This window comes from Burkholderia paludis, assembly GCF_000732615.1.
Classification (GTDB): domain Bacteria; phylum Pseudomonadota; class Gammaproteobacteria; order Burkholderiales; family Burkholderiaceae; genus Burkholderia; species Burkholderia paludis.
Genome location: NZ_JPGL01000084.1, coordinates 19,982 through 33,410, shown reverse-complemented (window position 1 = coordinate 33,410; position 13,429 = coordinate 19,982). Strand labels below are relative to the sequence as shown.

9 protein-coding genes and 1 tRNA gene are annotated in these 13,429 nt (G+C 66.5%); 7 read left to right on the top strand and 3 right to left on the bottom strand.

Annotated elements, in window-relative coordinates:
• Window positions 1-230: 230 nt before the first annotated feature.
• The 3 genes from GQ56_RS0135420 to GQ56_RS0135410 all read right to left on the bottom strand — a co-directional run bounded on the left by GQ56_RS0135420 (window position 231) and on the right by GQ56_RS0135410 (window position 3,597).
• Window positions 231-704 carry a VOC family protein gene (locus GQ56_RS0135420; protein ID WP_031403149.1) on the bottom strand — a complete coding sequence of 158 codons (474 nt, stop codon included), beginning with the start codon at window positions 702-704 and terminating at the stop codon, window positions 231-233.
• Between the two features lie 388 nt (window positions 705-1,092).
• A complete protein-coding gene (locus tag GQ56_RS0135415) occupies window positions 1,093-2,250 on the bottom strand; it encodes a porin (RefSeq protein ID WP_031403148.1) in 1,158 nt (385 codons plus the stop codon).
• A gap of 414 nt (window positions 2,251-2,664) precedes the next feature.
• On the bottom strand, window positions 2,665-3,597 hold the full coding sequence (locus GQ56_RS0135410) for a YihY/virulence factor BrkB family protein (RefSeq protein ID WP_031403147.1): 933 nt from the start codon (window positions 3,595-3,597) through the stop codon (window positions 2,665-2,667).
• A 174-nt stretch (window positions 3,598-3,771) separates the two neighbouring features.
• On the opposite strand from GQ56_RS0135410, the gene fdnG reads away from it, so the two are divergent.
• The 7 genes from fdnG (at window position 3,772) to GQ56_RS0135370 (ending at window position 13,009) form a co-directional block, all read left to right on the top strand.
• Window positions 3,772-6,843, top strand: coding sequence for a formate dehydrogenase-N subunit alpha (fdnG, locus tag GQ56_RS0135400; RefSeq protein WP_081895023.1), 3,072 nt, complete (start codon window positions 3,772-3,774; stop codon window positions 6,841-6,843).
• Window positions 6,844-6,853: 10 nt separating this feature from the next.
• Complete coding sequence (fdxH, locus tag GQ56_RS0135395; protein ID WP_031403144.1) at window positions 6,854-7,768, top strand: formate dehydrogenase subunit beta; 915 nt, start codon at window positions 6,854-6,856, stop codon at window positions 7,766-7,768.
• Window positions 7,765-8,391, top strand: a complete 627-nt coding sequence (locus GQ56_RS0135390) for a formate dehydrogenase subunit gamma (protein WP_031403143.1) — start codon at window positions 7,765-7,767, stop codon at window positions 8,389-8,391. Before fdxH ends, GQ56_RS0135390 begins: the two co-directional genes overlap by 4 nt.
• Before the next feature lie 108 nt (window positions 8,392-8,499).
• A complete protein-coding gene (gene fdhE, locus GQ56_RS0135385) occupies window positions 8,500-9,435 on the top strand; it encodes a formate dehydrogenase accessory protein FdhE (RefSeq protein WP_031403142.1) in 936 nt (311 codons plus the stop codon).
• 73 nt (window positions 9,436-9,508) lie between these two features.
• Entirely contained in the window at window positions 9,509-10,957 is a 1,449-nt protein-coding gene (gene selA / locus GQ56_RS0135380) for an L-seryl-tRNA(Sec) selenium transferase (RefSeq protein ID WP_031403141.1), read from the top strand.
• Complete coding sequence (gene selB / locus GQ56_RS0135375) at window positions 10,954-12,882, top strand: selenocysteine-specific translation elongation factor (protein ID WP_031403140.1); 1,929 nt, start codon at window positions 10,954-10,956, stop codon at window positions 12,880-12,882. The genes selA and selB overlap by 4 nt, the downstream gene beginning before the upstream one ends.
• Before the next feature lie 31 nt (window positions 12,883-12,913).
• Window positions 12,914-13,009 (top strand) — tRNA-Sec (locus tag GQ56_RS0135370).
• The last annotated feature ends 420 nt before the right edge of the window (window positions 13,010-13,429 follow it).

The window sequence follows — 13,429 nt, the reverse complement described above, 5'->3', positions numbered from 1 at the left end:
GCGGCGATCCTGTCGGGGAAATGCCTCGCGGCATTCATAGGCGACGCGCGGCGCACGGTCGAATCGATGCTGTCGACATAGCGGCGGATGCCGCGAACGTGGCCGCCTTCCGGGCGTCACCGACGAGGATCACGATCATTCGCGTGGCGGCCGTATGCGCGTGCCGTTGAACCGGACGCCCCTCAGGCGCCCCGGCGCATCATGGCGCATGCGCGGCGCAACGTGTTCCGTCAGCCGGCCGTACCGGCATAGGCGGCCTTCAGCACGGCGTCGTCGAGCCTGGTCATCTGCATCATCGCGGCGGCCACGCGCGCGGCCTTGACGGCGTCGCGGTCGGCCATCATCGGGATCAGCGCCTCCGGAACGATCTGCCACGAGACGCCGTAGCGGTCTCTCAGCCAGCCGCAGCCGTCGGCCGTGCCGCCGTTGTCGAGCAGGGCGTACCAGTAGCGGTCGAGTTCCGCCTGGTCGGTGCAACTGACCAGCAGCGAGATCGCGTGGTTGAACGTCTCGGTGCGCGGGTGGCTCATCGCGAAGAACGGCTGTCCGAACAGCTCGAACTCGACCATCCGCGTGCCGTCGGTGCCGGGCACCGCCGTGACGCGTACGATGCGCGAATCCGGAAAAATGCCTGCATAGAAGGTTGCGGCTTCCTCGGCTTCCGCCGCGTACCAGAGGAAGGGCGTGATCTTCTGAATCGTCATGGCGAATCTCCTGTCCGTCAGGGCGCACGGCGCAAACCGTGTGCCGGCCTCGATACGACGGACGAGCGCCGTCGGAATCGACAGGCCGGGGCGAGCGGTCGCCACGCCCGATCCGTGGCGCCGACAGTGCGGATGGTAGTCGCCCGGTGGAGAAACGACGAGGGGCTGCGATCCGGAAGCCGTTCTTCCGGCGCATGGCAGCCGTCAGGCGCCGTTGCCGGACGGCGGACGGGCTTGGGCAGCCGGGCGGCGTTCGTCGGCCGCTGCGGGTCGCGCCGGCCCGCCGCCGACGGACGAAAAAAAAGCCAGCCACGGCCGAAACCGATGACTGGCTTTCCAGGTCGGCGACAAGGCGTCGGAGACGCCATGCACGCCGGGTACGTCGTTTTTAGAACTTGTGGCGCAGGCCGAGTGCGACCATTTCTTGCGAGTTCTTGCCGGCGAAGCCGTACGAGCCGATCGAAGCTTGCGCGCTTTGCTGCACGCCGTCGACGAGCTGCGTGCCGCTTGCGTGCTGGTACGCGCCAACCAGGTAGACGTCCGTGCGCTTCGACAGCGAGTAGTCCGCACCCAGCGAAACCTGGTGGTACTTCGCGTCCGTGTCGCCGCTCGCCTTCGTGTACGAGTAGCCGAGGCCCAGCAGCAGCGGCGGCGTGACCTGGTACGTCACGAAGCCGCGGCCCGTGTTGTACTTTTCGGTCGAACCGAAGCCGGAGAATGCGTCCGGCTTGTACTGTGCGTTGCTGTAGCCGAGGCCGACCGTCACCGGGCCGATCACGTACTGACCTGCAACCTGTGCGATACCGATCGACTTCGCCGATGCGTAACCCGAGTTGATCGGGCCGTCGACGATGTTGTCCGACGTCGTCGAGCCCCAGCCCGAACGGAGGCCGGCGGTCGTCGGCGACGGGTTGTTCGCGTAGAAGTAGCCTGCGGCAACGCCGACCGGGCCGTTGTTGTATGCAGCTGCAACCGACCACGTCTGGCCGGCGCCCGTCTTGCCTGCCACGCCGCCGAGGGCGTACATGCCTTCAGCCTGGAAGCCGGCGAAGACCGGCGACGTGTACTTGATCGCGTTGCTGACGCGCAGGCTGTTGTCGTTGTTGTCAACGTCGCCCGGCGTGGCGAACGTGCTGCCGAAGTAGTTGTCTGCCGTGACTGCCTGGACCAGGTCGACCAGCGGGTCGTACTGGCGGCCGAGCGTCAGCGTACCGTACTGGTTGCTCTGCAGGCCGACGAATGCCTGACGGCCGAACATGCGACCGCCCTGGTTCAGCTTGCCGGTGCCCGGATCAAAACCGTTTTCCAACTGGAAGATCGCCTTCAGGCCACCGCCGAGGTCTTCAGCGCCTTTCAGGCCGAAGCGGCTGCCTTGCAGGTTGCCCGACAGCATTTGCCACGAGTTGTTACCTTGACCGTTGTTGCCGTGGACGTAGGCGATCGACGTGTCGATCACGCCGTACAGCGTGACGCTCGATTGAGCGTGAGCAGCGCCAGCGGCACCCAGCAGGGCCAGCGAGAGGGTCGAGAGAGCGAATTTCTTCATCGTTGAGTTTCTCCACGCAAGTGATTCATCGTTATTTGTTGCGAAATGGAGAATAGCTCAGTGCCATACACGCAAGAAAGCTTAAAAAATAAAGTGTCTCGAAAAGGTGACAGCGCGAAAAAGTCCATATATATCAAGTACATCAACGACTGTTCCTATTTTTGAAATGGTTGACAGTTGCTGCGGTGCGATTGTTTCGATAGTCGAAGCACGGTACGGCAGGCAGGCCGTTTCGGGCGGTTCGGACACGGAATCGGAGGCTTGCAAACGTTTGCGATTGCGGCGGCGCATCCGCCGGCGTGCAAAGAACGCGTCAACGCCCGCGAATGCGCGGCGGGCAGCGTGATTGCAAGGGGGCGGGGGGATGTGCGGGGGGCTTGGCGACGTGCGCGAGGCCGGTCAACCGCGAGAGGATCAGTCGTCGCGCAGGCGCTCGACGGCTTGCCCGGTCTGGGCGGACAAGGCCGGTTCGGCGCCGGCGCTCCGGTGCGCGTTGCCGCGCGCCGCCGCGAATTCCGCGCCGAGCAGCAGCACGACCGCGGAGAAGTACAGCCACATCAGCAGGACGGCGAACGATCCGGCCGCGCCGAACGCGCTCGCGGTGCCCGCATGCGCAAGGTACAGCGCGAACAGTTTCTTGCCGCCGGAGAACAGGATCGCGGACACCACGCCGCCGATCGCCGCGTCGCGCCACGCGACGCGCGCGTCGGGCAGGAACTTCATCAGCGACGCGAATGCGCCGGCCAGCACCGCGATGCCGACGAAGAACTGCACGAGGTTCGTGACGACGACATACGGCGAATTGCCGAGCAGCCAAGTGCCGACGAACGTGATCGCGGTGTCGAGCACGAGCGACACGATCAGCAGGAACGCGACGCCGAGCACGAGCCCGAACGAGATCAGCCGGACGCGCACGAGCCCGAGCATGCTCGACCAGCGGTTTTCGGTGGCAGGCCAGATCACGCTCAGCGCGGCGCTGAGCGACGCGAAGGTGGCCGATGCGCCGATCGCGAGCGCGCCGAACGAGATCAGCGTCGCGAGGCCGCCGCGCTCGCCGGCGCGGTGCGCGTTCTGCACGATCGTCTGGATGCTGGCCGCGGCGTCGTTGCCGATCAACTGGTGCGCCTGTTCGAACACCTGGCCGCGCGCGGCGTCGTCGCCGTAGAACCAGCCGGCCACCGCGATCACCATCACGAGCATCGGCGCGAGCGAGAACGCGGAGAAAAACGCGATGCCCGCGGCCATCGCGGAGCAGCGGTCGGACGAGAAGCGCCGGAACGCGGTGAGGGCCCAGTTGGCCTGCTGCTGGGCGAGGCGGGTCGCCTCGGTGGTGATCTGTCGTTTCATGCGTGACCGGTAGCGGCCCGGCGTGCCGGCCGGGAATGTGGATCGGACGGATATCGGATGTTGCGTGCTTTTAGGCGCACATTACCGTATTGATGCGAGGAATCGAACATAGTTGCGCAGACTGTCTATAATTCCTTTCAGTTTCCTCACCCCCACAATAACGCCGAGACCGCCATGCTACAAATGTCCCGGCGCCAGTTCCTGAAGGTGACGGCCACGTCGCTTGCCGGATCGAGTCTTGCCCTGCTGGGCTTTTCTCCGTCCGAAGCGCTTGCCGAAGTCCGACAGTACAAGCTGGCGCGCACAGTCGAAACGCGCAACACCTGTCCTTATTGTTCAGTCGGTTGCGGCATCCTGATGTACAGCCTCGGAGACGGCGCGAAGAATGCGCAGCCGAGCATCATCCACATCGAGGGCGATCCCGACCACCCCGTCAATCGCGGCACGCTGTGCCCGAAGGGCGCGAGCCTGATCGATTTCATCCACAGCCCGAGCCGCCTGACGCATCCCGAGTATCGTGCGCCCGGCTCCGACAAGTGGGAACCGATCTCGTGGAACGACGCGCTCGACCGCATCGCGAAGCTGATGAAGGCCGACCGCGACGCGAACTTCGTCGAGACGGCGGAAGACGGCGCGAAGGTCAACCGCTGGCTGACGACCGGCATGCTGGCCGCGTCGGCGGGCAGCAACGAGGTCGGCTACCTGACGCACAAGACGATCCGCAGTCTCGGGATGCTCGCATTCGACAATCAGGCGCGTGTCTGACATGGCCCGACGGTGGCAGGTCTTGCCCCGACGTTTGGCCGTGGAGCGATGACGAACCATTGGGTCGACATCAAGAACGCGGACGTGATTCTCGTGATGGGCGGCAATGCAGCCGAGGCCCATCCGTGCGGTTTCAAGTGGGTAACGGAGGCGAAGGCGCACCGCAAGGCGCGGCTGATCGTCGTCGACCCGCGCTTTACGCGTACGGCCTCGGTGGCCGACTACTACGCGCCGATCCGCACCGGCACCGACATCGTCTTCCTGGGCGGCGTCATCAACTATCTGCTGACGAACGACAAGATCCAGCATGAGTACGTGAAGAACTACACGGACTTCTCGTTCATCGTGCGCGAGGATTTCGCGTTCAACGACGGCATCTATTCCGGCTACGACGCGGAGAAGCACGCGTACCCGGACAAATCGAGCTGGGACTACGAGCGCGGCGACGACGGTTTCGCGAAGGTCGACCCGACGCTGCAGCATCCGCGTTGCGTGTACAACCTGCTGAAGCAGCACTACGCGCGCTATACGCCGGAGCGGGTCCAGCAGGTCTGCGGCACGCCGAAGGAGAAATTCCTGAAGGTGTGCGAGATGCTCGCGACGACGGCCGTGCCCGGCCGCGCCGGCACGGTGCTGTACGCGCTCGGCTGGACGCACCACTCGATCGGCGCGCAGATCATCCGCACCGGCGCGATGGTGCAGCTGCTGCTCGGCAACATCGGCATCGCCGGCGGCGGGATGAATGCGCTGCGCGGCCACTCGAACATCCAGGGGCTGACCGACCTCGGGCTGATGTCGAACCTGTTGCCGGGCTACATGACGCTGCCGATGCAGGCCGAGCAGGATTTCGACGGCTACATCGCGAAGCGCGTGCAGCAGCCGCTGCGGCCGAACCAGCTGAGCTACTGGAAGAACTACAAGGCCTTCCACGTCAGCTTCATGAAGTCGTGGTGGGGCGACGCCGCAACGGCCGAGAACAACTGGGGCTACGACTACCTGCCGAAGCTGGACAAGCAGTACGACCTGCTGCAGGCGATCGAGCTGATGAATGCCGGCAAGATGAACGGCTACATCTGCCAGGGCTTCAACCCGCTCGCGGCGGCGCCGTCGAAGGTGAAGACGGCGGCAGGCCTCGCGAAGCTGAAGTGGCTCGTGATCATGGATCCGCTCGCGACCGAGACGTCCGAGTTCTGGAAGCATCACGGCGACTACAACGACGTCGACGCATCGCAGATCCAGACCGAGGTGTTCCGTCTGCCGACCACGTGCTTCGCCGAGGAAAACGGTTCGCTCGTGAGTTCGAGCCGCGTGCTGCAGTGGCACTGGAAGGGCGCGGAGCCGCCGGGCGAGGCGAGGAGCGATCTCGAGATCATGTCGGGGCTGTTCCTGCGCATGCGCAAGATGTACCAGGCGGACGGCGGCAAGTACCCGGATCCGATCGTGAACCTGACCTGGCCGTACGCGAACCCGGAAAGCCCGACGCCCGAAGAGCTGGCGATGGAGTTCAACGGCCGTGCGCTCGCGGATCTGCCCGACCCGAAGGATCCGGCCAAGACGCTCGTGAAGAAGGGCGAGCAACTGGCCGGCTTCGCGCAGCTGAAGGACGACGGCACGACCGCGAGCGGCTGCTGGATCTTCTGCGGCGCATGGACGCAGGCCGGCAACCAGATGGGGCGGCGCGACAACGCCGACCCGACCGGCATCGGCCAGACGCTGAACTGGGCGTGGGCGTGGCCGGCGAACCGGCGGATCCTGTACAACCGCGCATCGTGCGACGTGAACGGCAAGCCGTTCGACCCGACCCGCAAGCTGATCGGCTGGAACGGCAAGGCGTGGGCGGGGCCCGACATTCCCGATTTCAAGGCGGACGAACCGCCCGAAAACGGGATGGGGCCGTTCATCATGAACCCGGAAGGCGTCGCGCGCTTTTTCGCACGGGCGGGGATGAACGAAGGACCGTTCCCCGAGCACTACGAGCCGTTCGAGACGCCGCTCGACGCGAACCCGTTGCACCCGAACAACCCGCAGGCGCTGAACAATCCGGCTGCGCGCGTGTTCCCGGACGACCGCGCGTCGTTCGGCAAGGCATCGGAGTTCCCGCACGTCGCGACGACGTACCGTCTGACCGAGCACTTCCACTACTGGACCAAGCATGCGCGGCTGAATTCGATCATCCAGCCCCAGCAATTCGTCGAGATCGGCGAGGAGCTCGCGAAGGAGGTCGGCGTCGCGCATGGCGAACGCGTGAAGGTGTCGTCCAAGCGCGGCTACATCATCGCGGTCGCGCTCGTCACGAAGCGGATCAAGCCGCTGACGATCGACGGCAAGACGGTCCAGACGGTCGGCGTTCCGTTGCACTGGGGCTTCAAGGGTCTGACGAAGCCCGGCTATCTCGCCAATACCCTGACTCCGTCCGTGGGCGACGGCAACTCCTATACACCGGAATTCAAGTCGTTCCTGGTGAAGGTCGAAAAGGCGTAAGGGGATAGAGATGGCATTGCAATCGCTGGATATCAAGCGCGTCTCGGCCACCACGACGCCACCGCCCACGGTGCGCGAACCGGTGACCGGGAGCGTCGCGAAGCTGATCGACGTATCGAAGTGCATCGGCTGCAAGGCATGCCAGACGGCATGCATGGAGTGGAACGACCTGCGCGACGAGGTCGGCACCAACGTCGGCGTGTACGACAACCCGGCCGACCTGTCGGAACACTCGTGGACGGTGATGCGGTTCTCCGAATACGAGAACCCGGCGGGCGACCTCGAATGGCTGATCCGCAAGGACGGCTGCATGCACTGCGAGGATCCGGGCTGCCTGAAGGCGTGCCCTTCGCCGGGCGCGATCGTGCAGTACAACAACGGGATCGTCGATTTCCACGAGGAGAACTGCATCGGTTGCGGCTATTGCGTGACCGGCTGCCCGTTCAACGTTCCGCGGATCTCGAAGAAGGATCATCGCGCGTACAAGTGCACGCTCTGTTCCGACCGCGTCGCGGTCGGCCAGGAACCGGCCTGCGTGAAGACCTGCCCGACGGGCGCGATCGTGTTCGGCACCAAGGAGGACATGAAGCAGCACGCGGCCGAGCGGATCGAGGACCTGAAGGAGCGCGGCTTCGAGCATGCGGGGCTGTACGACCCGCAGGGCGTCGGCGGCACGCACGTGATGTACGTGCTGCACCACGCGGACAAACCGTCGCTGTATCACGGGCTGCCCGACAACCCGTCGATCAGCCCGATGGTGAAGCTGTGGAAGGGCATCGCGAAGCCGCTCGCGGTCGCCGGCATCGTGCTGACCGCGCTCGCCGGGTTCTTCCACTACGTCCGGATCGGCCCGAACGAGGTGAGCGACGAGGAAGAATCGGCCGCGCGCGACGAGGCGCGACGCATCAAGGAGGACGCGAAATGAAGCACGACGACCCCAACCTGATCGTCCGCTACTCGGCGAACGAGCGCACGAACCACTGGATCACCGCGATCACGTTCGTGCTGCTCGCGCTGTCCGGGCTCGCGCTGTTCCATCCGTCGATGTTCTGGCTGACCGCGCTGTTCGGCGGCGGCCAGTGGACGCGGATCCTGCATCCGTTCGTCGGCCTCGTGATGTTCGTGTCGTTCGCGATCCTGGTCGTGCGCTTCTGGCACCACAACGCGCTCGACGCGGACGATCGCCAGTGGCTGAAGCAGATCGGCGACGTGCTGACCAACCAGGAGGACAAGCTGCCGCCCGTCGGCCGCTATAACGCCGGGCAGAAGCTGCTATTCTTTACGCTGGTGGCGTGCCTGCTGATGCTCCTGCTGTCGGGAGTCGTGATCTGGCGGCGCTACTTCTCGTTCTACTTCCCGATCGGGGTGATCCGCGCGGCCGCTGTCGTGCATGCCGCGGCGGCCTTCGTGCTGATCGCGAGCATCATCGTGCACATATACGCGGCGTTGTGGGTGAAGGGCTCGATCGGCGCGATGGTGCGCGGCACCGTCACGCTGGGCTGGGCTCGCAAGCATCACCCGAAGTGGTTCCGTGAAAGCGTGAAATGACGCACCGGAGCGGGGCGGCTCGCCGATCGCGGCGGGCCGCCCCGCCCGTCGCCGGAACCGCCCGAAAGCGCCGATGCGTCGGCGCTTGTTTTTTTGGAAGACATATCTGTGACTCAACGCATCCTCGAACCGACCGAGATCTCGGCACTCGATCATTCGGCCATCCCGCGCTTTCGCCTGCCGGAGCGCGCCACCGCGTTCTCGGCGCGCGCCGCGCGGCTGCGCAAGCTGGCCGACCTGAACCCGATCAGCGGTTACCTGCGCCTGATGGCCACCGTCGCCGATGCGCAGCACGCGACGCTGCAGACGCTCGACCTGCCGCTGCCGTCGCAGGAAGCGATCGCGCGTGCGCAGCAGCATTCGATGCCGCTCGTGCCGGCGCTCGACGGCGAGCGCGATCCGCGCTGGCGTGCCGTGCTGTACGAACTGCTCGACCGCGTCGAAGGCGCCGGGCTTGTCAACCCGCCGCTCGCGAAGCTGCTCGACCGGCTGCGCCTGATGGCGCCCGCCGAACTCGACGCGCAAGCCGATGCGATCCTCGCACTGCGCTTCGCCGAAGTCGACCCGGCCACCGCGCCGTTCCTGATGGCCGCGCTGCAGGTCGTGTGGACCGACCTCGCGAGCCGCGTGAACCCGGCCGACGTCCCGTATCTCGACCAGCCGGGGCTGTGCCCCGTGTGCGGCACGCATCCGGTCGCGAGCGTCGTGCGGGTCGGCGGCTCGTTCCAGGGTTACCGTTTCCTGCAATGCGGGCTGTGCACGTCCGAATGGCACATGGTGCGCACGAAGTGCTCGCACTGCGATTCGACGAAGGGCATTGCCTATCACGGGATCGAAGGCGGCAGCGAAGCCATCAAGGCCGAATCGTGCGACGAGTGCAAGACGTATCGCAAGATCGGCTACCAGGAGAAGGATTACGAGTTCGAGCCGCTGGCGGACGATCTCGCGAGCCTCACGCTCGACCTGTTGATGAACGAGGCCGGTTACCAGCGCAGTTCGCCGAACCCGCTGCTGTGGCCGGATGTTTCGCGGGAAGCGGATTGACGGCGGGGGCCGGGGCGGTGCGCGAGCGCCGACGCCGGCCCCCAGCGAAGCATCAGACTGGAGCCCCCCAGACGTGACCGAACCCGGTGTGAATGAACTGAATGCCGTGCTGGCGCGCGTGCCGTCGGTCGAGCGTGTGCTGTCGTCGGCGCCGCTGCAGCCGTTGCTCGCCGACTATGGCCGCACCCGCGTGCTGAACGCGGTGCGCGCCGAACTCGACCGCTGGCGCACGGCGGCGCAGCACGATCCGGCGGCGGCCGGGCCGCTCGACGAGCCACGCATCGCGACGGCGGTCGAGCGTACGCTGGCCGCGCAGCGCACGGGCGCCGTGCGCGCCGTTTTCAACCTGACCGGCACCGTGCTGCACACGAATCTCGGCCGCGCGCTGTTGCCGGACGATGCGGTGCGCGCGGTGGTCGACGTGCTCACGCGGCCCGTCAACCTCGAATTCGATCTCGCCACGGGCCGCCGCGGCGATCGCGACGACCTGATCGACGATCTGCTGTGCGAACTGACGGGCGCGGAAGCCGCGACCGTCGTCAACAACAATGCGGCGGCCGTGCTGCTGGCGCTGTCGGCGCTCGCGACGAAGCGTGAAGTCGTCGTGTCGCGCGGGGAACTGGTCGAGATCGGCGGCGCCTTCCGCATTCCCGACATCATGAGCCGTGCCGGTGCGAGGCTCCGCGAAGTCGGGACGACCAACCGTACCCATCTGCGCGACTACGCCGATGCGATCGGCCCGCGCACCGCGCTGCTGATGAAGGTGCACTGCAGCAACTACGCGATCAGCGGCTTCACGAAGGAGGCGACGCTCGCCGAACTCGCGCCGCTCGCGCGCGAGCACGGGCTGCCGGTCGCCGTCGATCTCGGCAGCGGCACGCTCGCCGACCTGTCGCAATGGGGCCTGCCGCACGAGACGACCGTGCAGGAAACCGTCGCCGCCGGCGCAAACGTTGTCACGTTCAGCGGCGACAAACTGCTCGGCGGGCCGCAGGCCGGCCTGATCGTCGGCGATCGCGCGCTGATCGCGAAGATCAAGAAGCATCCGCTCAAGCGCGCGCTGCGCGTCGGCAAGCTGACGCTCGCGGCGCTCGAGCCCGTGCTGGGTCTTTACCGGGCGCCCGAATTCCTGCGCGACCGGCTCACGACGCTGCGCCTGCTGACACGCCCGCAGCGCGAGATCGCCGACGCCGCCGAACGCGTGCGCCCGGTGCTGCAGGCCGCGCTCGGCAGCGGTTTCGACGTGACGGTCGAGCCGATGTTCAGCCAGATCGGCAGCGGCGCGCTGCCGGTCGACCAGTTGCCGAGCGCCGGGCTCGTCGTCCGCACGCCGGACGGCAAGCGCAGCGGCCGCGCACTCATGCAGCTCGAGAAGCGGCTGCGCGAGTGGCCGCGCCCCGTGATCGGCCGCGTGGCCGACAATGCGCTGCGGCTCGACCTGCGCTGCCTCGAAGCCGCCGACGAAGCGGCGTTCGTCGCGCAATGCGCGCCGCCCGCGCCGCTCGCGGGGCCCGCCGCATGATCGTCGGCACCGCGGGACACATCGACCACGGCAAGACGACGCTCGTACGCGCGCTGACGGGCGTCGACACCGATCGCCTGAAGGAAGAGAAGGCCCGCGGCATCTCGATCGAACTCGGCTACGCGTATGCGCCGCTCGACAACGGCGACGTGCTCGGCCTGATCGACGTGCCCGGCCACGAGAAGCTGATTCACACGATGGCGGCCGGCGCGTGCGGGATCGATTTCGCGCTGCTCGTGATTGCCGCCGACGACGGCGTGATGCCGCAAACGCGCGAGCATCTCGCGATCCTGCAACTGCTGGGCGTCACGCACGGCGCCGTCGCGCTCACGAAATGCGATCGCGTCGACGCTGCGCGCGCCGCCGAGGTGCGCGACGAAATCGCCGTCTGGCTGCACGACTCGGCGCTGGCCGGCGTGCCGGTTTTCGAAACGCGGGCCACGGCCGTGGACGATCCGGGTGTGGCCGCGTTGAAGCGTCATCTGTCCGACGCGGCGATCGCGTGGCGCGCCCGCCGCGACGACGGGCTGTTCCGGCTCGCGGTCGACCGCGTGTTTACGCTGGCGGGGCAGGGGACCGTCGTGACGGGCACCGCGTTCGCGGGCCGCGTTGCGACGGGCGACACGCTCGCGATCGTGCGCACGGGCGGCGCGGCCCGCGTGCGCGGCATCCATGCGCAGAACCGGCCGGTCGAGTCCGGGCGCGCGGGCCAGCGTTGCGCGCTGAATCTGGCAGCGGTCGACAAGGCCGACGTCGAGCGCGGCGATACCGTTGCCGACGCGCGGCTCGCCGCCACGTCGCCGCGACTCGACGTCGAACTGACGCTGCTCGCGGACGCGGGGCTGACGCTGTCGCACTGGACGCCGCTGCACGTGCATCTCGGCACGCTGCATCGCGTCGCGCACGCGGCGCTGCTCGACGGCGACACGCTTGCGGCCGGCCAGCGGATGCGCGTGCAACTGGTGTTCGACGAACCGGTGTTCGCGCTGCCGGGTGACCGCTTCATCGTTCGCAATCCGCAGGCGACGCGCACGGTCGGCGGCGGTCGCGTGCTCGATCCGTTCGGGCCGGCGCGCAAGCGCCGCACGCCCGAGCGCCGTGCGTGGCTCGACGCGCTTGCGACATGGCTCGACGAAGGACGTCTCGACGCGCTGCTCGCGCAGGCGCCGCTCGGTCTCCCGCGCGACGTGCTCACGCATCTGACGGGTTTCGCGCCGGACGCGCTGGCGCTGCCCGACGACGCGCTGGCGATCGGACAACGCGGTGCCGCGTCGAATGACGGTGCGGTGATTTCGCATGCGCACTGGCGTGCGCTGCAGACGCGGGCGATCGATACGTTGCACGCTTATCATGAGCGGGTGCCCGACGAGCAAGGGCTCGACGCCGCGCGCCTGCGGCGGATGGCTGCGCCGCTCGCCGGCGATGTGCTGTGGCGCGCGCTCGTCGACGCGCTGGTGGCCGGCGGCGAAGTGGTGCGCAGCGGGCCGTGGCTGCACCTGCCGTCGCATTCGGTGAGCCTCGATCAGCGGGAGGAAGCGCTGGCGCGGCAACTGCTGCCGATGATTCACGCGGGGCGTTTCGATCCGCCGTGGGTGCGCGACCTGGCTCGCGACACGGGGGTGTCCGAGGATGCGGTGCGTACGCTGCTGCGCAAGCTCGCACGGCGCGGCGACGTGCAGCAGATGGTGCGCGACCTGTTCTATCATGCGGACGTCGTGCGCGAACTGGCTGAGCTGGTCGCGCATCTCGCGGCGTCGCGCAGCGGCGGCGGGCTCGATGCCGCGACGTTCCGCGACGCGACGGGGCTCGGCCGCAAGCGCGCGATCCAGATTCTCGAGTTCTTCGATCGGGTTGGGTATACTCGCTTTCACCTCGATCTTCACTTCCTGCGGCCTGACAGCGGTTGGGCGGGTATTCAGCCGTAGGCGCAGGTTGTTTTCGGGTTTTTTTCTCCACGGAAGGCATTCGTATCCGGTGGTACGGCCGGGCTTCAAACCCGGTTGGGGGTGTCAGACACTCCCGGGTCGGTTCGACTCCGGCTGCCTTCCGCCAAATTCCCCTTTTCCTCCAGATCGTCATTCGGTCAGGCTTTACCTTGCCGACTCGGCCGTTGCGCACGTAGAGCCCGACTTTTTCCTTCGACCTCGACTGTGAGGGCGGTTTGGCGCGGATCGCCCGTCAAGCAGCATCGAAGAAAATGAAAGCCATCCTAACTGGTCGTTCCGTCGTGAATAAATTTATTCATCAACGGAAGATTTAGGATTACATCCGGATCAAGGAAATCGAAAGGGATGCCTAACCATTCTTGATGATCAGCAAAATTTGCACGTGATACGCTCCGCTCGGTAAAACTATCAAACCGAGAAAGGTCGCATCGGGATTTTCTCGGGACGACAGAACAATAAGCCTTGGCAGGGGCGGAGATCATGCGTAACAAGAAGGCGCAATGGGCCGGGGTCGAGCGCATTGCAC

Coding starts and splice junctions, on each gene's coding strand:
- GQ56_RS0135420 (WP_031403149.1), bottom strand. CDS start 704: ATGACGATTCAGAAGATCACGCCCTTCCTCTGGTACGCGGCGGAAGCC.
- GQ56_RS0135415 (WP_031403148.1), bottom strand. CDS start 2,250: ATGAAGAAATTCGCTCTCTCGACCCTCTCGCTGGCCCTGCTGGGTGCC.
- GQ56_RS0135410 (WP_031403147.1), bottom strand. CDS start 3,597: ATGAAACGACAGATCACCACCGAGGCGACCCGCCTCGCCCAGCAGCAG.
- fdxH (WP_031403144.1), top strand. CDS start 6,854: ATGGCATTGCAATCGCTGGATATCAAGCGCGTCTCGGCCACCACGACG.
- GQ56_RS0135390 (WP_031403143.1), top strand. CDS start 7,765: ATGAAGCACGACGACCCCAACCTGATCGTCCGCTACTCGGCGAACGAG.
- selB (WP_031403140.1), top strand. CDS start 10,954: ATGATCGTCGGCACCGCGGGACACATCGACCACGGCAAGACGACGCTC.